The organism is Streptomyces panacea (assembly GCF_040560175.1).
Taxonomy (GTDB): domain Bacteria; phylum Actinomycetota; class Actinomycetes; order Streptomycetales; family Streptomycetaceae; genus Streptomyces; species Streptomyces panacea.
In genome coordinates, this window is the sequence record NZ_JARJHW010000068.1 from 14,868 (window position 1) to 33,764 (window position 18,897).

An 18,897-nucleotide genomic window follows, 5' to 3' on the forward strand; every position below is an offset into this window, starting at 1 on the left:
TGTACGTCCGTCGGGCCGATCGCCGGCCTGGTTGGATGAGCGGCATGAACGGTACTCAGTCCATAGACGCCCCCTGGGGCATATCGGTGTTCGGCGCGGCCAGCGTGGACGCCCCGCCGGACCTGGCCCGGCTCCGTGTGGCGATAGAGCAGACCCGGCAGAAGCCGGGCGAGGCGTTCGAGGTCACCCGGGGCGGGGTCAACCGGATCCGGGAGGTGGTGCGCGGCCACGGGATCCCCGACAGCGCCGTCTCGACGTCCCGGCTGAACCTGAAGTCCCTGTGGACCTACGGCAACGAGCGCAAGTTCCTCGGGTACGAGTGCACCGCCTCGTTCGTGATCGAACTGCGCGAACTCGACATCCTGGAGACCGTGCTGGTCGACGTCGTCGAAGCCGGGGCGAACCAGGTCGACGGTGTCGAGTTCGACGTGCGGACGAAGAAGGAGCTGCGCGCGCGGGCACGTACGGCCGCGGTGGCCGCCGCGCAGGAGAAGGCGGACCTGTACGCCGAGGCCGCCGGTGTTCGGCTCGGTCCGGTCGTCCACATCAAGGACGTGGACTCCGAGCAGATGCGCAACAGCTACCGCAGCCACAGCGGCGGCGGTGGGGACGGCGGCGACGGCGACCTGACCCCCGGCAAGATCAGCGTTTCGGCGGGCGTCGTCATCGGCTTCTCGATCATCGGCGGCTGACCGTTCCGTCGTCCCCCCGGGACCGGACTACGGCGCTTTCGAAGCAGGCTCCGAGGAGGACTTCGGGGAGGGCTCCGAGGAGGGTTCCGGGGAGGGTTTCGGGGGCGCCGCCGCGGCGGGGCGCCCCGCCTTCCCGCGCTGCGGCGCGAGGAAGAAGAGCATCGTCGGGATCAGATACAGAGCCCACACCGTCACCTGGACGACGGTCGGGTCGGGCTGGAAGTTGAACACGCCCTTCAGCAGGGTGCCGTACCAACTGTCCGGCGGGACCGTACTGGTGATGTCGAACGCCTTGTTCCCCAGCCCACCCAGGAAGCGCGCCTCCTGAAGGTCGTGCACCCCGTAGGCGAGAACGCCCGCCGCCACGATCACCAGCATCGAGCCGGTCCAGGTGAAGAACTTCGCCAGGTTGATCTTCAGCGCACCCCGGTAGAACAGCCAGCCCAGCACGAGCGCGGTGGCGATCCCCAGCAGCACACCGATCAGCGGCCCCGACCTGCCCTCGCCGCCGGCCCGCACCGACGCCCAGACGAACAGCGCCGTCTCCAGCCCCTCCCGGCCCACGGCCAGCAGCGCGGTCGCGACGAGCGCGCCCGTACCCATCTGCAACGCCGCGTCGAGCTTGCCGTGCAGCTCGCCCCTGAGATGCCGCGCCGTACGCCGCATCCAGAAGATCATCCAGGTCACCAGGGACACCGCGATGATCGACAGCGACCCGCCGAGCAGCTCCTGCGCCTCGAACGTCAGCTCCTGGGAGCCGAATTCGAGCGCGGCGCCGAAGGTCAGCGAGATGGCGCAGGCGATGCCGATGCCGAGCCATACGGGCCGCAGCGCGTCCCGGCGGTCGGTCTTGACCAGATACGCGACGAGGATGCAGACGACCAGGCTGGCCTCCAGCCCCTCGCGCAGACCGATCAGATAGTTGCCGAACATGCCGGGCGTCCTTCCGCCGATGTCACTGTGCGGGTTACGAGAGTGGGAGTCATGGGAACGCGGGCCACCGGAGCGCGGGTCACGAGAGCAGCTCCCGTCCCCACCAGTCGTCCCTGTCCCGGACGCCCGGCGGTACGGCGAAGACCGCCGAACCCACGTGCTGGATGTACTCGTTGAGCGCGTCGGCGCGCGACAGACTCCGCTGTACGGGGATGAACGCCTCCCGCACGTCGTGCTGGTACGCGAGGAAGAACAGGCCCGCGTCGAGGCGGCCGAGTCCGTCCGTACCGTCGGTGTAGGAGTAGCCGCGCCGCAGCATCCTGGCCCCGCCGTTGGAGTCGGGGTGCGCGAGGCGTACGTGCGAGGTCGGCAGCATCGACTTGAGGAACGGTTCGTCGTGCTCCTTGGCCTTGCCGACCGCCGCGCCCTCACCCTTGTCCCGTCCGAAGATGTCCTCCTGTTCCTGGAGGGAGGTGCGGTCCCAGGGCTCGATCCGCATCGCGATCCGGCGGGCCACGAGATAGGAGCCGCCGGCCATCCAGGCGGGTCCCGCCTTGGCGGACACCCATACGTGCCGGTCGAGCGCGGCCGTGTCGGTGCCCGCGACATTGCGGGTGCCGTCCTTGAAGCCGAAGAGATTGCGCGGGGTCTGCGCCTCGGGCGTGGTGGACGAGGTCTTGCCGAAGCCGAGCTGCGACCAGCGGATGGCGATCCGGCCGAAGCCGATCCGGGCGAGGTTACGGATGGCGTGCACCGCGACCTGCGGATCGTCGGCGCAGGCCTGTACGCAGAGGTCGCCGCCGCTGCGCGCCGGGTCGAGATTGTCGCCGGGGAACTTGGGCAGGTCCACCAGGGCCTCGGGCCTGCGGCCCGCCAGGCCGAAGCGGTCCTCGCGGCCCTGGCCGGCCGCCGTGAACAGGGACGGCCCGAAGCCGATGGTCAACGTCAGCCGGGACGGCTTGAGGCCGACCGCCTCGCCCGTGTCGTCCGGCGGCGCCTCCGGCAGTCCGCCGAACGCCCCCTCGCCGACCGCGCGCCCCTCGGTCATCAACGCGGCCGCGGCCGTCCAGTCCTTGAGGAGCTGGATCAGCTCGGCCCGGTCCTTGGTGGTGACGTCGAAGGCCGCGAAGTGCAGCCGGTCGGGGACGGCGGTGGCGACACCCGCCTGGTGCGCGCCGTGGAACGGGACGGCCGCGCCCGCCGAACCGGCGGGCTCCGTCCCGTCCGTGCCGCGCAGCGCGACGGCCGTACCACCGGCCACGGCGGCGCCGAGCGCGAGCCCCGCGCCGCCCCAGCCGATCACCGAACGGCGGGACGGCGCGCGGTTTCCGTCGGCCGCGCCGGTCGCGCCGGTCGCGGTCGTGTCCGCCGCGTCGGGCGCGTCGGCCGGTTCGTTGGATCGAGTCTCGTCGGACATGGCGGCGCCGCTACTTCACGACCGCGGCGGCGAGCTTCGACAGAGGCTCGGCCAGCGCGTTCACCGCGTCGGACAGCTCCTTGCGCTCCGCCTTGCCGACCTTGTCGTACGACGTGAACACGTAACTCGTCTTGTCCGCACGGTACTTGTCGAGCAGCGTGTTCAACGCGGCGAACTGAGTGTCCAGTTCGCCGGTCAGCTCCGCGTCGTTCTTCGACGCCACCGGCTTCAGCAGCGCGTACGACTTCTCGGCGCCCTCGACGTTGGCCTTGAAGTCGACGAGGTCGGTGTGGCTGTACCGCTCCTCCTCGCCGGTGACCTTGCCGCTGGCGACCTCGTCGAGCAGCTCCTTGGCACCGTTCGCCATGGACGTCGGAGTGATCTCCGCCGTGCCGACCTTCTTCTGCCAGACGGTCAGATCCGCGATCAGCTGATCGGCGAGTTCCTTGTCGCGCGGGGTGATCTTCTTGTCCTGCCACAGCGCCTTCTCCAGGCGGTGCCAGCCGGTCCAGTCCGTCTCCGGGTCCTGGCCCTCTTCGAGGCCGTCCGCGCGCAGGTCGACCTTCGGGTCGATGTCGCCGAAGGACTCGGCCACCGGCTCCGTGCGCTCCCAGCCGATGCGGGAGTCCGCGTACGCCCGCTTCGCGGCCTCGATGTCACCGGCCTTCACGGCCTCCGCGAACACCTTCGCCTTCGGCAGCGTCTCCTCCGCCTGCTCCAGTGTGTACTGGCGGTACGCGGCGACCGCCGCGTCCAGCTTGGGGTCGCGCTTCGCGGTCTGGCCGCCGCCGGTGGCCTTGACCTGCTGCCGGATGCCCTTGCCCTTCATGCCCGGCTTGCAGGCGATCTCGTAGTCGCCGGCCTTGATCTCCGCGGTGATGTTCGCCTTGGTGCCCGCACCGATGTTCTCGCGCTCGGTGACGATCCGGTCGTCGGGGAACAGGACGTAGACCTCGGTGACCTTCGAGCCCTTGTTCTCCACCGCCAGTTGAAGGTGACCGGCGGGGAACTCCTTCTTCGACACCTCGCAGGAGGTGTCGGTGGCCGTGACCTCGATCGCCCCCTCACCTCCGGCGTCGCTCTTCTCGGCGCACGCCGTGACGGTGGTGAGGGCGGCGACCGCCGCGAGGGCGGTGACCAAGGAGAGACGGACGGGGCGCATGAGGGCTCCAGCGGCTGAAGACAGTGTTCGTCGCGGCCCCGGGATGAGGCGAGCCTAAGTTAGCCCCACCTTACTCAGTCGAAAACAGAGCAAATTCCCAGATACTGGAGTCAATGGGTAGTTAGCCTTTACTCATCCTTTTGAATGGCCTCACTCCTGTCCGCTCCGCGCCCCCCCCACAGCGAGAGGCCGACCCTCACATGCAGCTGAGCATCCGCAACCAGATCCCCGGCACCGTCACCGGTGTCATCCCCGGGGAGGTCATGGCCACGGTCAAGGTCCATCTGTCGGGCGGGCAGGACATCACCGCCGCCGTCACCCTGGAGGCCGTCGAGGAGCTGGGTATCGGGGTGGGCTCCACGGTGCGTGTGCTGGCCAAGGCGACCGAGGTCTCGCTGGCCACCGGGCCGATCGAGGGCCTGAGCATCCGCAACCGGCTGTCCGGCACCCTGATCGAGATCGTTCTCGGTGCCAAGCTGGCGAACGTCAAGGTGGTCGTGGACGACGCCGAACTGACCGCCGTGATCACCAGGGAAGCCGTCGAGGAGCTGGGGCTCACCCCCGGTACCGCGGTCACCGCGCTGATCAAGTCGACGGAGATCTCCCTCGCCACGGAGTGAACGGTTCGACCGTCCTGACCGGCCGACCGACCCTCCTGACCGGCCGACCCTCCCGGCCGAGCCGGCTGACCGGGCGGGCCGCATCTCCGCTCGTCCGGGGGCGCCGGCGCGGGACCCCCGTGGGCGCGCCCGCACCCGGCATCCCCCGTCCCCTTCCCCCATCGGAGAGGCATCCATGGCGGCCACCGAACGAGGCGCGGCGCTCCGACGCGCCCTCGCCGGCACCCTCGTCCTCTCGCTCTCCGTCCCGCTCGCCGCCTGCGGCGCCCTGACCCCGGGCAGCGGTTACGACGCGAACACCGGTCGGCCCAGGGCCGTACCCTCGTCCACGGCCGTACCCGACGAGGACATCACGCTCCGGCTGAACTTCGCGGACGCGCCGGTGATGGTCGACGCGCTCGCCGCGGCCTTCGAGAAGAAGAACCCGCGCATCGAGGTACGGCCGCGGTACACGCAGTTCGCGGACTACGTGAAGAGTCTCAAGCTCACGATGGCCTCGGAGACCGCGCCCGACATCGCGCAGTACGCCGTCGGGATGGACGCCCTCGCGCACCGCGGCGACATTCTCGATCTGGCGCCCTACCGGGACGCGTACGGCTGGCGCGAGGAGTTCCCCGCGGCGAATCTGGCTCAGCTCACCGCGGGGGGAGGTGACGGTACGTCAGGCCGCCCGGCGGGTCATCAACCGCTGTACGGCGTGCCCGTCGGACTGTCCATGACGGGCCTGTACTACAACAGGGAACTGGCCGCGGCGGCCGGCATCGGCCGTCCGCCGCGAACACTCAAGGAGTTCGAGGACCAACTGGCGGCGGCGAGGAGGGCCGGCCTGACGCCGATGAGCCTCGGCGCTCTCGACTCCGGCGGTCTGCATCTCTGGGCGGCGCTCGTCAACGTCATGATGCCGCCCGAGGAGTACCGGGCCTGGGTGGACGGACGTGACGGAGCCACGATCGAGACCGAAGGCCCCCTGAAAGCAGCCGAGTTGGTGGCCGAGTGGGCGGCCAAGGGATACTTCGACCCCTTCGCCAACGGCACGGCGCAGGTCGACTCCACCGCGCACTTCACCCGCGACGAGAGCGTCTTCTTGATCAACGGCAACTGGGCGGCCGGTCAACTGGCGGGCGCGATGGGGGAGAACGTCGGCTTCTTCCCCATGCCCGGTCCCGGCGAATCCGCCCGGTCCGTGGCATCCGGCTTCAGCGTCGCCTACTCCGTCTCCTCGCGTACCCGGCACCCGGAAGCGGCCGGGGCGTTCCTCGACTTCATGGCCTCGTCCGAGGCCGCCTCAATCGTCGCGGCCAACGGATTCCTCCCGCCGGACCCGAAAGCCGTGCCCGGCCAGAAGGGCGTACTGGGTGAAGTGGCCGCCGCGCACCGGCGCGTGGTCGCCGACGACGGTACGAATCAGTTTCCCGACTTCACCGCACCGTCCATGCTCGACCGGCTCCGCTCCGGCGTACAGAGACTCATCGCCGGCCGCACCGGACCGGGGCCGTTCCTGGCCGAGATCCAGGACGTATGGGAGGCGCACCATGAGAAGTAGCCACCGGCGCGGGGCGATGCGCGGCTATCTCTACGTACTGCCCGCCCTCGCCGTCTACGCGGTCTTCGCGGTGCTTCCCGCGCTCCACACCGCCTATCTGTCGCTGTTCGACTGGGACGGCGTCACCCTCGGCAGCTGGGTGGGGCTCGACAACTACCGCGAGGTCTTCCGGAACCCGGTACTCCTGCGCTCCCTGGCCAACGCCCTCACGCTGGTGATCTTCTTCTCCTTCGTCCCCATCACGATCGGTCTGCTGACGACCGCCCTCCTGGCCCGGTACCGGCGGCCGGGCATGGGGATCTACCGCGTCCTGTTCATGCTTCCGCAGATCGTGCCGCTCGTCGCCGTCGGTGTGACCTGGCGCTGGCTGTACGGGGAGGACGGGCTGGTCAACGAGGCCCTTCGCGCCATCGGGCTCGACGGGATCACCCGCGCGTGGCTCGGTGACTTCGACACCGCGCTGATCGCCGTGGGGCTCGTCGGCACCTGGGTGCTGAGCGGGCTGTGCACGATGCTCTTCCTCAGCGGGGTCCACAAGGTGGACCCCAGCCTCTACGAGGCGGCGCGGCTCGACGGCGCGGGACCGGTACGGGAGTTCGTGTCCGTCACACTGCCGCAGCTGCGCGGCGAGTTGGCCATCGCCCTGACCGTGACGACGGTGGCCGCGCTCGCCGGCTTCGACATCGTGTACGTCACGACCAACGGCGGCCCCGGCGAGCAGACCACCGTGCCCGGCCTGCTGGTCTACCGGCTGGCCTTCTCGGACGGCGACGTGGGACTCGCGTCGGCGCTGGGCGTGGTGCTCAGCTGTCTGATCCTCGGGCTCGTCTACGCCGTCAACCGGCTGTCGAGGTACGAGACATGACGGCCGCGAACAGTACGGCGGCGGAGGTGACAGCCGTCACCAGTACGGCGGCGGAGGTGACAGCCGTCACCAGTACGGCGGTGAAGGTGAGAGCCGCGAACAGGACGTCACACAGGGAGCGTTGGTCGGGCTACGCGCTGCTGACCGTCATGGCGATCGCCGTCGTCGTCCCCTTCCTGAGTGTCTTCCTCGCATCCCTCCGGCCCGCGGGTGAGCCAGTCACCGGGCCGGCGTGGCCCGAGGAGTGGAGCCTCGCCAACTACCGGCAGGCCTGGAGCGTGGCCGGCTTCTCGGACCTGATCCGCTCCAGCCTGGTCATCGCGGTCGGAGTCGTACCCGCGTCGCTGGTCCTCGCGTGCCTGGCCGGATACGCGCTGGGCACGATGAGACTGCCCGGCGGCAACGCGGTGGGGGCGTTCTTCATCGCCGGCCTGACCATCCCGGTCGAGCTGATCGTGGTGCCGCTCTACTTCGACCTGCGCGCCGTGGGGCTCACCGACACCTACCTCGGCGTCATCCTGGTGGAGATCGCGCTGTTCATGCCGTTCGGCGTGTTCTGGATGCGGACCCACTTCCGCTCCACGCCGCCGTCGCTGGTGGAGGCGGCGCGGATCGACGGCGCCTCGTCCGCCACGATCCTGCTCCGCGTGCTGCTTCCGCCGGCCCGCCCGTCGCTCATGACCCTGGGGGTCTTGGTCTTCATGTGGTCCTGGAACCAGTTCCTGCTGGTCCTGGTGCTCATCCAGGACGCGACCATGCGCACGGCCCCGGCGGGCCTCGGTTTCTTCGTGGGCCAGAACAACACCGACGTACCGACGCTGGCGGCCGGAACGGTCATCGTGATGCTGCCGATCATGATCGTCTACCTGCTGTTCCAGCGCAGCTTCGTGACCGGGCTGCTCCAGGGGGCGACGAAGGGCTGAGGCGGCTACTTCTGCGATGACTTTCGGCCGGTGCGAGAGTCGAAAGGGAAGGAAGTAGCGAACCGCGACGACACCGGGAGACAGCCATGCCGAGGATCACCCCCAATCTCTGGTTCGACGGGCAGGCCGAGCAGGCCGCCGAGTTCTACATCGGGATCTTCCCGAACTCCATGATCACCGGCATCACCCACTACGGCGAAGCCGGTCCCGGGCCGGCCGGCACGGTGCTCACCGTCGACTTCGAGCTCGACGGATTCCGTTGCACGGGGATCAACGGCGGCCCGCAGTTCACCTTCGACGAGGCCATCTCGTTCCTGATCGAGTGCGCTGACCAGGAGGAGGTCGACCACTACTGGTACAAGCTCTCCGAGGGTGGCGAGGAGGGCCCCTGCGGCTGGCTGAAGGACAAGTACGGCCTGTCCTGGCAGGTCGCGCCCGGCGGGATGAACGAGCTGCTGAACGACCCCGACCAGGAACGTGCCCAGCGGGCGATGAAGGCCATGCTCGGCATGAAGAAGATCGATCTCGCCGCTCTGCGCGCGGCGGCCGACGGCACCGCCTGATACTTAAGTATTTACTTGACTGTTGATGGCCCGGCTGTGATAGTTAAGTACGTGCCTAACTATGAAGGCTCGTTGGACGCGGTGTTCCAGGCGCTGGCGGACCCGACCCGGCGGGACATGGTCGAACGGTTGACCCGTGGCCCGCTGTCGGTCAGCAAGCTCGCGCACCCCCTGGAGATGTCGCTGCCCGCGGTGATGCAGCACCTCCAGGTGCTCGAAGCGTGCGGACTGGTCCGGTCCGAGAAGGCCGGCCGGGTCCGCACCTGCCACATCGAGCCCGCCGGGCTGCGGATGGCCGAGGGCTGGATCGGGCGGCAGCGCACCGAATGGGAGCACCGCCTCGACCGGCTCGGCGACCACCTGTCGGAGCGGGACCGCCGGGATCGCCCGTCGGAACAAGGACCGGCAGGGCCGACAGGGCCGCAGGGATCAGCAGAGCGAGGGAGTACATCATGACCGACCGCACCGTCACCCACGCGACGTTCACCGTCGAACGCGCCTACACCGCGCCGCCGACCCGCGTGTTCGCCGCCTGGTCCGACCCGAAGGCGAAGGCCAGTTGGTTCGCGGGCCCGGAGAACGCGTACGAACTCGACTTCCTGGTCGGCGGCCGGGAGGTCAATCGGGGCAATGCCCCGGACGGCACCGTGATGACCTTCGAGTCCGTCTACCACGACATCGTCCCGGACGGCCGGGTCGTGTACAGCTCCACCCTGCACGGCGGGCAGACGCTGTGGACCGCCTCGCTCACCACGGTGGAGTTCGAGCCCGACGGTGACGGCACCCGCCTGACCCTGACCGAGCAGGGCAGCTTCCTCGACGGAAACGAGAAGCCGGAGTGGCGCGAGCACGGCACCGGCGCATGGCTCGGCGCGCTGGACGCGTACTTGAGCCGTACCTGACCCGTACCGACGCGGGCGGGACGACGTAGCGTTCCGTCGCGTGAGGATTCCCTCGAACAACGAACTGATCGACACCGCACAGGCGCTGCTCCATCCGCACCGGGTGGGCGACCGCCTGTTCGGTGACGTCGCGGCCACCCTCGTCACGGAATCGGGGGCGCTCTACTCCGGCGTGTGCGTCGATACCGGCTCGGGGACGGGATTCTGCGCGGAACACGCGGCCATCGCCGCCATGGTGACGGCCCGTGAATACCGGATCCGCAAGGTCGTCGCGGTGTGGCGGAACGACGAAGGCGCCCTGCACGTACTGCCGCCGTGCGGCCGGTGCCGGGAGTTCGTCCGGCAGATCGACCCGGCCAACATCGACGCGGAGGTGGTCCTGGGCCGGAACACGTCGGCGAGTCTGCGCGAGTTGCTGCCCGCCAACGAATGGCCTCAGCCGCTCGACTGACCAGGCCGAGCCGGGCCGGGCCGCGTAACTTGGCGCGGCCCGACCGGTGTTGACGGCCACTCAGGAAGCGCCCATCGCCCACGGCTGCACCACCGCCGGCCGGCCCTGGCGCCCCGCGTCGCCGGTGGTGACGCCGATACCCAGCAGGACACCGCCGATCCCGCCGAGCGCGGACAGCATCAGCGACGAACCCGGGTGCCTACTCCCGGCCCTGCTCCGTCCCGGTCAGCCAGGCGTAGGCCGCCCGCGCCGTGAACTCGCTCTGGCCGCGTGCGAACAGCAGCTCCGCCCCGCGGAACGCCGGATCGTCGGCGGTGCCCGTCACGTACGGAACGGCGATGCACCGCATCCCGGCCGCCCGCGCCGCCGCCACGCCCGGCGCCGCGTCCTCCAGCACCACGCAGTCCGCCGGGTCGGCGCCGAGGCGTCGCGCCGCCTCCAGGAAGACATCGGGCGCGGGCTTGCCGTGCGGGACCTCCTCGGCGGAGACGACGAGGGTGAAGTACGGGTCCAGCCCCGTGCCGCCGAGCACGGCCTCGATGGCGTTGCGGGACGAGCCGGAGGCCACCGCCATCGGCACCCCCCTCGCGTGCAGCTGCTCGACGAATTTCCGCATCTCCGGAAATACCTCGGTGGAGGCGCGCGCCAGCTCCAGATAGAGACGGTCCTTCACGGTGAGCAACTCGTCGACCGGCGTCTCGATCCCGTACTCCCCGCGCAGCGCCTCCAGCGTCTCGCGGGTGCTGATGCCGATGTACCGGGTGTGGTGCTCCCAGCTGAAGTCGCGCACACCGTGGCGCGCGAGCAGTCGCCGACCGGCCTCGTAGTAGTTCGGCTCGCTGTCCACGAGGGTGCCGTCGAGATCGAAGACGACGAAGGGGGCCGAGATGGCGGAGGGGGTGCTCGCGGTGCTCATGCCTCCCAGCATGCCAACCCCGCCCGCACCCGCGTCGGGGTGACCCGCCGACCGGGGTCCATGACGGTTCCGTACGGCGACGGCGGGTCCCGCCGTCCCCGGTCATGCTGAGCATGGGGATCACGCGGTACGAGACCGGCGCGTCGGGCCCGCTCTCGGCGTGACGCGCGGGTCGGGGTGACGCGCGGGTCGGGGTGACGCGCGGGTCGGGGTGACGCGCACCGTCCCCCGGCGTGACCGCACAGGTCGGTGCGGCGCGACGGCCCTCAGCGCGACGCGCGCGCCAGCAGCCCGGAGAGCATGATCTCCAGCACCTCCCGCAACGTCGCCGTGAAGTCGATCCGCATGGCCGCCAGCGCCGGATCGGCCTCGTACACCGCGAGCATCGCGGCCGACGGCTGGGCGTGGGTCCAGACCGCCCCGGTCGTCAGGACGCAGACGGCCGCGAACCGTGTCGCGTCCTCGCCTCCCAGCTCGGGCACCTGGGCGCGTACCAGACCGGCCAGCGCGCGGACGTTCACGATCGCGGTGCGTTTGAACTCCGCCGCGACGGCCGGTGAGATGTTGCGCTCCAGCACCGCGGCCTGTGCGCCGGTGAGGTCGCACAGGACCGGGCGGTCCGCCAGCGACGCCGCGAGCACGGCCGCCACCCGGTCACCGCGCTCGGGCAGCGGGGCACCGGCGTCCATGCCCGAGGGGAGCGCGGCATCCAGATGCTCCAGCCACTCCCGGCAGGCGGCGTCGAGGAGTTCGAGGAGTACGGCCTCACGGGACTCGAAGTAGCGAAGGACGTTCGACTTCGCCAGCCCGACGCGCCGGCTCAGCTCGTTGAGGCTCACCTGCGCCACCGGCATCTCGGTCAGCATCGACGCCGCCGTGTCGAGGATTGCCTGGCGGCGCTGGGCGCGCTGCTCCTCGCTGCGGGCGCGCTGGAAGGTGTGTGCCATGGCACGAGTCTACAGACCTGCGGTCTGTTGTTATCGGACCGGCGGTCTGCTAGCTTGGAAATGGAAGAGACCGGCGGTCTTCTATGATCGCCGTCCGCCGCACCCGAGTGCGCCCCAAGGAGTCGTCATGTACAACGTCCCTGATCAGACCGGTAAGTACGCCGTCGTCACCGGAGCCAACAGCGGGACCGGCAAGGAGGCCGTCCGCCGTCTCGCCGACGCCGGCGCGCAGGTCGTCATGGCTGTTCGTACGGTCGCCAAGGGCGAGCGGGCCCGCGACGAGATCCTGGCGCGGCACCCGCACGCCAAGCTCGACGTACGCCGCGTCGACCTGGCCGACCTGGCGTCCGTTGCCGAGTTCGCCGACGGGCTCGTCGCCGACGGCACCCCGATCGACCTGCTGGTCAACAACGCCGGAGTGATGGCCCCGCCCTCCCGCATCGAGACGACCGACGGTTTCGAGCTCCAGATGGGCAGCAACTTCCTCGGTCCGTTCGCCCTGACCGTCCGGCTCCTCCCGCTGCTGCTGGCCGCCGAATCCCCGCGCGTGGCCACCATGAGCAGCGGCGTGGCCAACTACGGCAAGATCGACTTCGCCGACCTCCAGTGGGAGCGCCGGCGCTACAGCGCGAACCGTTCCTACGCGCAGTCCAAGCTCGCCGACCTCATGCTGACCAGGCAGCTGGCCCGTATCGCCGCCGAACGCGGCTGGCGGCTGCTGAGCACCGGCGCGCACCCCGGCTACACCCGTACCAACCTCCAGACGGCCGGCGCGAGCCTCGGCACCGGCAGGACGACCCTCACGCGCCTGTTGACCAAGCTCGACTTCCTGCCGTCGCAGGAGGCGGAGCAGGGCACCGAACCGCTGCTGTACGCCGCGACCAGCCCCGACGCGGTCGCCGCCGGCTACTACGGCCCCGGCGGACGCTTCGGCCTCGTCGGCCCCACCGCCACGGCACGCACGACCCGCAGGGCGCTCGACGACGAGATCAACGCCCGGCTGTGGGCGGAGGCCGAGCGGCTCACCGGCGTCGCGCTCCCTGCGCACGCCCTCTGAGACGAGATGTGCTCCCGGCCCGCCCGAAAGGGTGAACCGGCCGCCGGAATGGGTAGTTCAGGCGGCAGTACCCGACTCGGCCAGTTGGTCTAGACCGCCTGCTACCGTCGGCCGGACAGGGCCGCGAGGGTGGCACGCGCACCACTCACGGACGCACAGCGCGATCGAACGAGCGACAAGGGGACAGACAGTGGGCGACAGGAGCGACGGCAACGGCGACGGCAGCGGCGTCGGCAGGAGCGACGGGCGGGCCTACATCGGGTCGTTCACCTCGGCGGGAGGCCGCGGCATCATCGCCACCGCCGTGGACGCGGACACCGGGGCGCTGACGGAACTCGGCGCGACCGACGCCCTCGCCGACCCCTCCTACCTGGCCCTCTCGGCCGACGGCTCAGTGCTCTACGCCGTCTCCGAGGGCGAGGAAGGCGCCGCAGCCGCTTTCGAGGTCACACCCCGCGCGTCGGGCGGCACCTCGGCCCCGCGCCTGATCGGCGAGCCGGTGCCGGTCTGCGGATCGGGCCCCACCCATCTCACCCTCGCCGCCGGGCACTTGGTGACCGCCAACTACGGCTCCGGCAGCGTCACCGTCCTGCCCGTCCACGCCGACGGCAGCCTCGGCGCCGCCGCCGGGATCCTCCAGCACGAGGGCACCGGACCGGACTCCGAGCGGCAGGAGGGCCCGCACGCCCACCAGGTGCTGCCCGACCCGAGCGGACGGTGGCTGCTCGCCGTCGACCTGGGCACCGACTCCGTACGGACAAGCGCCGTCGACGCCGAGAGCGGCGACATCACTCCGCACGGCGAGACCGCGCTGCGCCCCGGCACGGGACCGCGCCACCTCGCCTTCCACCCGGCGGGCACCCACGCGTACGTGCTGAACGAGCTGGAGGCGACGCTCACGATCTGCCGCTGGGACGCGGACAAGGGCACGCTGGAGCCGGTCGGCGAGGCGCCCGTCCTCCCGGACGGTGTCGAGGTGGCGAGTTACGCCTCCGAGATCGTCGTCTCACACGACGGCGGATACCTCTGGGCCGCCGTGCGCGGGCACGACAGCATCGCCGTCCTGAGGCTCGACGAGACGCGTGAGAAGGCCGTCCTGGTCACCACGGTGGACTGCGGCGGACGCTGGCCGCGCGACCTCACCCTGGACCCGGCGGGCCGCAGGCTCTACGTATCGAACGAGCACTCCGGCGATGTGACCTGGTTCGACATCGATCCGGCCTCCGGAGTCCCGTCCCGGGCCGGCTCGTTCGAGGCGCCCGCCGCGTCCTGCGTGATCTTCGGCTGACCCGCCGGCTGCTGCCGCGGCGCCGCTCCGAACGCCGATCGCCGGACGGTCCGAGAGATCGGACGGTCCGGCGATCGAGACGTACCAGCCACCGGGCCGACCCGGAGACCGCAGGTCAGTGCGTCGGCGCCTGCGTCTGCGCCGAGATGCCCAGCGCGCTCGTGTACTGCGAGAGCACCAGCTTGCCGACCGCCGGATACGCGCCCAGCGGCTCCGACGCGGCGCAGTCGGCCTCCTTGAGGGCGATGTCGAGCAGGCCCTCGGGCAGCTCGGGTCCGATCAGGTACGGGGCGAGCGCCAGCTGGGTCGACCCGGATTCACGCAGCTGCTCGGCGATGGCCGCCACCGCGCCCTCGTCGTCGAGCGCCGCCGCCATCACCGGCACGGCGAGGCGCGCGGCCAGCAGCATCCCGGTGATCCCGGCGGCCTGGACCGCCTCCTCGCCGCCCACCGTGGCGAGGATGATGCCGTCGGCGGCCGTGGCCACCGTGAAGAGCCTCGCCCGGTCGGCGCGGGCGAGCCCGGCCTCCGACAGACGCACGTGCAGCGCCTCGGCGAGCAGCGGGTGCGGACCGAGGACCTCGGTCATCTCCGCCACGGCCCTGCTGTCGACAACGGCCTGACGTATGCGCCTGACCAGGGAGTTGTCGGGACCCGCCAGCAGCGGCACGACAACGGCCGAGATGCCCTCCGGCTCGTTGACCTCACGGCCCGCGGCCTTCGCGAGCTCATAGCGCTCGACACGCTGCTCGGCGGTCTGGGCCAGGACGGTGCCCAGCGCGGGGTACTCGTCGTCGTCGCCGTCCAGATAGCCGATCCGGGCGTCGAGGCCCGGCAGCTCGGAACGCGCGATGCTGACGACCTCCTCGCCGAGGCTCCGCACCTCGGCGCTCGGGACGCCGGGCATGGCCAGGACAAGCGTGGGCGCGCCCTCGGGCGCCGCCACGGGTTCGGGTCGGCGGTGCCGCCCCGACTGTCGAGGTCGGGGCATTCGTACAGGCAGGCCGGGTGCCGGCCCAGTGGGGGAGCTCATGGCGCCGAATGCTACTGGTTTTGTGGGGTCGGCTGTTCGGGGAGGGTCCGGTCGTGCGTCATCTGTCCATATTTTTTCGATATGCTGCTTACTGTTTATTCGTCCCGCTCTGTCTGGACGGACAACAGCCGTCCGTCGCACGGCAGTCGAAGCGAACCGGTCGCGAGGGCCGCGGCGATCCGTAGCGCCCCCGCCAGCGGATCACCTTCCGCCGACACCGGCGTGGCGTGCGGCAGCCGTTCGGCCAACTCCGCCCGCAGGGGTACGAGCAGCGGGTCGCCCATCTTGAACAGCCCACCCGTCAGGGCCACTTCACACCCCTCGGTCTGCGGGCACACCGCGACGGCCGCGTCCGCGATCTGCCGCGCCGCCTCGTTGACGATCTCCGCGGCGACCGGGTCGTGCGCCGCGCAGCGGGCTACCTCGGGGGCGAAGGAGGCGAGTACGGCGGGCCGGTCCGTACGCGGATAGACGACCCCCGGCATCCTCGACGCGGGGCCGAACACGGCTTCCATCCGGGACAGAAGTGCGGCCGAACCGCCACGCCGCCCGTCGTACGCGCGCATCGCCGACTCCAGCCCCGCCCGGCCGATCCAGGCACCGCCGCCGCAGTCGCCGAGCAGGTGTCCCCAGCCGTCCGCGCGCTGCCAGTCCGTCAGGTCGGTGCCGAGCGCGATCATGCCCGTACCGGCGGCCACGACGGCGCCCGGACGCTGGCCGAGCGCCCCCGCGTACGCGGTGACGGCGTCGGCGGCGAGCGCCAGCCGCCGTACTCCCAGGGCGCTCTCCAGCGCCGCGGGCAGTTCGGCGCGGAGCCCGTCGCCGAGCGTCGCCATACCGGCGGCGCCGATCGCGACGGCCATCGGAGCCTCCGTGGTGTCCGTGTCCGTGCCCGCGCGCGCGAGCAGCGTCTCCACGGCGGGCAGCAACTGCTCCAGCAGATGGTCCGGATCGATACCCGAAGGGCCGGTGCGGACCGGCTCGGTGGACACGGCGGTGCCGATCGTCCGGACCGTCGGCTCGCCGCCCGTCGGAGCGTCCGCCGTTCCGAGGGCGACACGCAGACCGGATCCGCCCGAGTCGACACCGAGCACGCGGCTCACGGCAGTTGCCAGTCGATGGGCTGCGCGCCCTGCTGGACGAGGAGTTCATTGGCGCGGCCGAACGGACGCGAGCCGAAGAAGCCCCGGTCCGCCGACATGGGGGAGGGGCGCGACGACTCGATCGCGGGCAACCGGCCGAGGAGCGGGCGCAGCTCGCGGGCGTCGCGGCCCCACAGGATGGACACCAGCGGCTTGTTCCGCGCGACCAGCACCGGCCGGACCTCCGGCGCGACGGAGAAGCTCAGGCCGACCGCGTGTGCGGGGGTTCCGGGATCCGCGTTTTCGGAACGAAGGGCTGAGCAGGCGTGATGACGGTGAGTAAGTGGATCGATCACTGGGCGCAACGTGCTCCGCTCCTTCCTTCCGAACGGTTGCGAGATCTGCTTGAGCGGCTTGATGATCTCGACGATGAGGAAGACTAGCGTCTTGGAGGTGATCCCGTTCGAGTGACTTCTCCCGTCGATATCACAAGTAGAGTGATCGACTGTGGCACCTCGACCTTTGCATGAGCTTGTTGAACCCGGATGGGCGAGAGCTCTCGAACCAGTAGCCGAACGCGTCGGCGCCATGGGGGACTTCCTCCGGGCAGAGATCGCTGCCGGCCGGACGTATCTGCCGGCGGGCGCGAACGTGCTCCGTGCCTTCCAGCAGCCCTTCGACGATGTCCGCATCCTGATTGTTGGTCAGGATCCATATCCCACCCCGGGAATGGCCATCGGACTCAGCTTCGCCGTGGCCCCTGACGTGCGTAATCTCCCGGGCAGCCTGGAGAACATCTTCCTGGAGATGCATCGCGACATCGGTACGCCGAGGCCCTCCAACGGTGACCTGACTCCGTGGGCGCGGCAGGGTGTGCTCCTGCTCAACAGGGCGCTGACGACGGCCCCGCGCAAACCGGCGGCGCATCGCGGGAAGGGCTGGGAGGAGGTTACGGAGCAGGCCATCCGGGCGCTGGTCGCGCGGAACAAGCCGCTGGTGTCCATCCTGTGGGGGCGTGACGCCCGCAATCTGCGGCCGTTGCTGGGGGATCTTCCGGCGATCGAATCCGCACATCCGTCCCCGATGTCCGCGGACCGGGGCTTCTTCGGCTCGCGTCCGTTCAGCCGGGCCAACGACCTTCTCACCGGGCAAGGTTCCCAGCCGGTGGACTGGCAGCTGCCGTAGGCATGGAGTGCGAGACGGCTTGGAAGGAGTCGGTCGTCGTGTCAGGGGCGCGAGTTTCCCGCCCGGGCGACGACCCCGACTCCGACTGAGCCGGAGCTCCCATCGGCCGTACTGCCGATACGTCCCCGATGACCCACTGGGTCCTTCTCGATCGCGACCCTGGGCCACACCCTCGGTGACGTGCGACTTCCCGGTTCCGGACGAGCCGGCGATCACCAGGTTCTCCGCGCGGCCGATCCACTCCAGGGTGATCAGGGAGTTCTGGGTGGGTTCGGGGACGGTGGAGTCCTCGGCCCGCCAGGACTCGAGGGTCGGTGCAGCCTTGCGCATGCAGCGCAGGCGCATTCGGCGCATCAGCTTGTCGAGCTCCTCGGGCAGGGTCGGGGCCCGGGAAACGTCACGGTCGGTAATTCCCTCGTGGGTCGCGGTGGGCGCCGCTAGGCTCGGCGGATGATCAATATGGCGGTGCGTGGTGACAGTAGGAACGTCGTGGCTGGCGCCAAAGCCGGTGTGGATTGGACGGCCGGCTTCGCCGATCTGGACCCGGCGGAATTCCCGATGCTCTGGGCCCTGACGCCGTATGGGGATGCGGTCTTCAACCAGCGGCAGGTACCGCTCCTGCTGTCGGAACTCGACCGGCTTCCTGCCGACTTGGGCGGTGACTGGGTCGGGCAGGCCCGCGAGCTGTGCCAGGTCGTCGAGCGCGGGCTTCACCTGTATCTGTGGTTCATCGGCGACTGACTGATGTCAGTCGGCCCTCGACTCCCCGGCCGCCGTCTGCTGTCGACCCAGGGCTTGCCAGGCGATGGTGCCGTTCTGGACGGCGTGGGCCGCCGTTTCGCGCGCCAGGTCGAAGAACGGGCTCAAGTAGTTCCTATCGCGCATCGGACAGGTCACTCGGATACGGCCGCTGTCGAGGCATGTTTGGTGGTTCCGTCGGCCGACACCCAGCCACAGGGGGAGCGAACGGGCGGAAACATGCCCGGCGCTGGCGTAAGCCGTCTCTCGCGACACAGGTAACGACCCCGGCCTCAGCAGCTCCAGCCCGCTCCACTACCCAAACACCCACTGAACGCGCCTACTTGAACAACGCTCTCTGTCTGATCGTTTCAGAATGAACCCTGCCTGATGGGCTGTCAGTTGGGCGGTGTGCGTCGGCAGGGCCTGCTCATTCTGAAACGATCAGTCAGCCTTTCGTGGCGCCGGAGGTCAGTCCGGCCACCAGGTATTTCTGCCCCAGGACGGCGGCCAGTACGACCGGCACGGTGATGAGGGTGGCGGCGGCCATCAGACCGCCCCAGTCGGTGCTGGCGTAGGA

The 18,897-nt window shown here is 70.3% G+C and carries 21 protein-coding genes and 2 pseudogenes; 13 read left to right on the forward strand and 10 right to left on the reverse strand.

Annotated elements, in window-relative coordinates; genetic code table 11:
* Window positions 1–44 precede the first annotated feature (44 nt).
* Window positions 45–692, forward strand: coding sequence for an SIMPL domain-containing protein (locus P3L51_RS17965; RefSeq protein WP_354606259.1), 648 nt, complete (start codon window positions 45–47; stop codon window positions 690–692).
* Between the two features lie 27 nt (window positions 693–719).
* Here the strand turns inward: P3L51_RS17965 and efeU are convergent, their stop codons facing one another.
* The 3 genes from efeU to efeO form a co-directional block, all read right to left on the reverse strand.
* Complete coding sequence (efeU, locus tag P3L51_RS17970; protein WP_354606260.1) at window positions 720–1,625, reverse strand: iron uptake transporter permease EfeU; 906 nt, start codon at window positions 1,623–1,625, stop codon at window positions 720–722.
* A 79-nt stretch (window positions 1,626–1,704) separates the two neighbouring features.
* Window positions 1,705–3,042 carry an iron uptake transporter deferrochelatase/peroxidase subunit gene (efeB, locus tag P3L51_RS17975; RefSeq protein WP_354606261.1) on the reverse strand — a complete coding sequence of 446 codons (1,338 nt, stop codon included), beginning with the start codon at window positions 3,040–3,042 and terminating at the stop codon, window positions 1,705–1,707.
* 10 nt (window positions 3,043–3,052) lie between these two features.
* Window positions 3,053–4,204, reverse strand: coding sequence for an iron uptake system protein EfeO (gene efeO / locus P3L51_RS17980; protein WP_354606262.1), 1,152 nt, complete (start codon window positions 4,202–4,204; stop codon window positions 3,053–3,055).
* Between the two features lie 200 nt (window positions 4,205–4,404).
* Between efeO and P3L51_RS17985 the strand changes: the two genes are divergently transcribed.
* The 8 genes from P3L51_RS17985 (at window position 4,405) to P3L51_RS18020 (ending at window position 10,071) form a co-directional block, all read left to right on the forward strand.
* A complete protein-coding gene (locus tag P3L51_RS17985; protein WP_354606263.1) occupies window positions 4,405–4,824 on the forward strand; it encodes a TOBE domain-containing protein in 420 nt (139 codons plus the stop codon).
* 175 nt (window positions 4,825–4,999) lie between these two features.
* Window positions 5,000–6,367 carry an ABC transporter substrate-binding protein gene (locus P3L51_RS17990; RefSeq protein ID WP_354606264.1) on the forward strand — a complete coding sequence of 456 codons (1,368 nt, stop codon included), beginning with the start codon at window positions 5,000–5,002 and terminating at the stop codon, window positions 6,365–6,367.
* Window positions 6,357–7,232, forward strand: coding sequence for a carbohydrate ABC transporter permease (locus P3L51_RS17995; protein WP_354606265.1), 876 nt, complete (start codon window positions 6,357–6,359; stop codon window positions 7,230–7,232). The genes P3L51_RS17990 and P3L51_RS17995 overlap by 11 nt, the downstream gene beginning before the upstream one ends.
* Window positions 7,229–8,155, forward strand: coding sequence for a carbohydrate ABC transporter permease (locus P3L51_RS18000; protein ID WP_354606266.1), 927 nt, complete (start codon window positions 7,229–7,231; stop codon window positions 8,153–8,155). The genes P3L51_RS17995 and P3L51_RS18000 overlap by 4 nt, the downstream gene beginning before the upstream one ends.
* Window positions 8,156–8,241: 86 nt before the next feature.
* On the forward strand, window positions 8,242–8,718 hold the full coding sequence (locus tag P3L51_RS18005) for a VOC family protein (RefSeq protein ID WP_354606267.1): 477 nt from the start codon (window positions 8,242–8,244) through the stop codon (window positions 8,716–8,718).
* A 51-nt stretch (window positions 8,719–8,769) separates the two neighbouring features.
* Window positions 8,770–9,174 carry an ArsR/SmtB family transcription factor gene (locus tag P3L51_RS18010; RefSeq protein WP_354606268.1) on the forward strand — a complete coding sequence of 135 codons (405 nt, stop codon included), beginning with the start codon at window positions 8,770–8,772 and terminating at the stop codon, window positions 9,172–9,174.
* Window positions 9,171–9,620, forward strand: a complete 450-nt coding sequence (locus P3L51_RS18015) for an SRPBCC family protein (RefSeq protein ID WP_354606269.1) — start codon at window positions 9,171–9,173, stop codon at window positions 9,618–9,620. The genes P3L51_RS18010 and P3L51_RS18015 overlap by 4 nt, the downstream gene beginning before the upstream one ends.
* Before the next feature lie 40 nt (window positions 9,621–9,660).
* Window positions 9,661–10,071 (forward strand): cytidine deaminase family protein, encoded by a 411-nt coding sequence (locus P3L51_RS18020; protein WP_354606270.1) that lies wholly within the window; start codon window positions 9,661–9,663, stop codon window positions 10,069–10,071.
* 199 nt (window positions 10,072–10,270) lie between these two features.
* Here the strand turns inward: P3L51_RS18020 and P3L51_RS18025 are convergent, their stop codons facing one another.
* On the reverse strand, window positions 10,271–10,987 hold the full coding sequence (locus tag P3L51_RS18025; protein WP_354606271.1) for an HAD family hydrolase: 717 nt from the start codon (window positions 10,985–10,987) through the stop codon (window positions 10,271–10,273).
* A 266-nt stretch (window positions 10,988–11,253) separates the two neighbouring features.
* The gene (locus P3L51_RS18030) at window positions 11,254–11,934 is read right to left on the reverse strand and encodes a TetR/AcrR family transcriptional regulator (protein ID WP_354606272.1); all 681 of its coding nucleotides are present in this window, start codon (window positions 11,932–11,934) and stop codon (window positions 11,254–11,256) included.
* 127 nt (window positions 11,935–12,061) lie between these two features.
* Here P3L51_RS18030 and P3L51_RS18035 point away from each other — a divergent pair, with 127 nt between their 5' ends.
* Together P3L51_RS18035 and P3L51_RS18040 are read left to right on the forward strand one after the other, a co-directional pair.
* Window positions 12,062–12,991: an SDR family oxidoreductase gene (locus P3L51_RS18035; protein ID WP_354606273.1), complete on the forward strand. Its 930-nt coding sequence runs from the start codon at window positions 12,062–12,064 to the stop codon at window positions 12,989–12,991.
* Window positions 12,992–13,181: 190 nt separating this feature from the next.
* Window positions 13,182–14,279, forward strand: a complete 1,098-nt coding sequence (locus P3L51_RS18040; protein WP_354606274.1) for a lactonase family protein — start codon at window positions 13,182–13,184, stop codon at window positions 14,277–14,279.
* 115 nt (window positions 14,280–14,394) lie between these two features.
* On the opposite strand, the gene P3L51_RS18045 is transcribed toward P3L51_RS18040, so the two are convergent.
* From P3L51_RS18045 to P3L51_RS18055, 3 genes and pseudogenes are all read right to left on the reverse strand, one after another.
* Window positions 14,395–15,312: a sirohydrochlorin chelatase gene (locus P3L51_RS18045; RefSeq protein ID WP_354606275.1), complete on the reverse strand. Its 918-nt coding sequence runs from the start codon at window positions 15,310–15,312 to the stop codon at window positions 14,395–14,397.
* A 95-nt stretch (window positions 15,313–15,407) separates the two neighbouring features.
* Window positions 15,408–16,415 carry an N-acetylglucosamine kinase gene (locus P3L51_RS18050; protein WP_354606276.1) on the reverse strand — a complete coding sequence of 336 codons (1,008 nt, stop codon included), beginning with the start codon at window positions 16,413–16,415 and terminating at the stop codon, window positions 15,408–15,410.
* Window positions 16,412–16,681, reverse strand: a pseudogene (locus tag P3L51_RS18055) (uracil-DNA glycosylase family protein); the annotation flags it as partial. The pseudogene P3L51_RS18055 and the gene P3L51_RS18050, both read right to left, overlap by 4 nt.
* 220 nt (window positions 16,682–16,901) lie before the next feature.
* On the opposite strand from P3L51_RS18055, the gene P3L51_RS18060 reads away from it, so the two are divergent.
* Together P3L51_RS18060 and P3L51_RS18070 are read left to right on the forward strand one after the other, a co-directional pair.
* Window positions 16,902–17,579, forward strand: coding sequence for a uracil-DNA glycosylase (locus P3L51_RS18060; protein WP_354606277.1), 678 nt, complete (start codon window positions 16,902–16,904; stop codon window positions 17,577–17,579).
* 450 nt (window positions 17,580–18,029) lie between these two features.
* A complete protein-coding gene (locus P3L51_RS18070; protein WP_354606278.1) occupies window positions 18,030–18,320 on the forward strand; it encodes a hypothetical protein in 291 nt (96 codons plus the stop codon).
* Window positions 18,321–18,326: 6 nt separating this feature from the next.
* On the opposite strand, the gene P3L51_RS18075 is transcribed toward P3L51_RS18070, so the two are convergent.
* Both P3L51_RS18075 and P3L51_RS18080 read right to left on the reverse strand, forming a co-directional pair.
* A complete protein-coding gene (locus P3L51_RS18075; protein ID WP_354606279.1) occupies window positions 18,327–18,464 on the reverse strand; it encodes a hypothetical protein in 138 nt (45 codons plus the stop codon).
* A gap of 301 nt (window positions 18,465–18,765) precedes the next feature.
* Window positions 18,766–18,897 (reverse strand): annotated as a pseudogene (locus P3L51_RS18080) (carbohydrate ABC transporter permease); the annotation flags it as partial.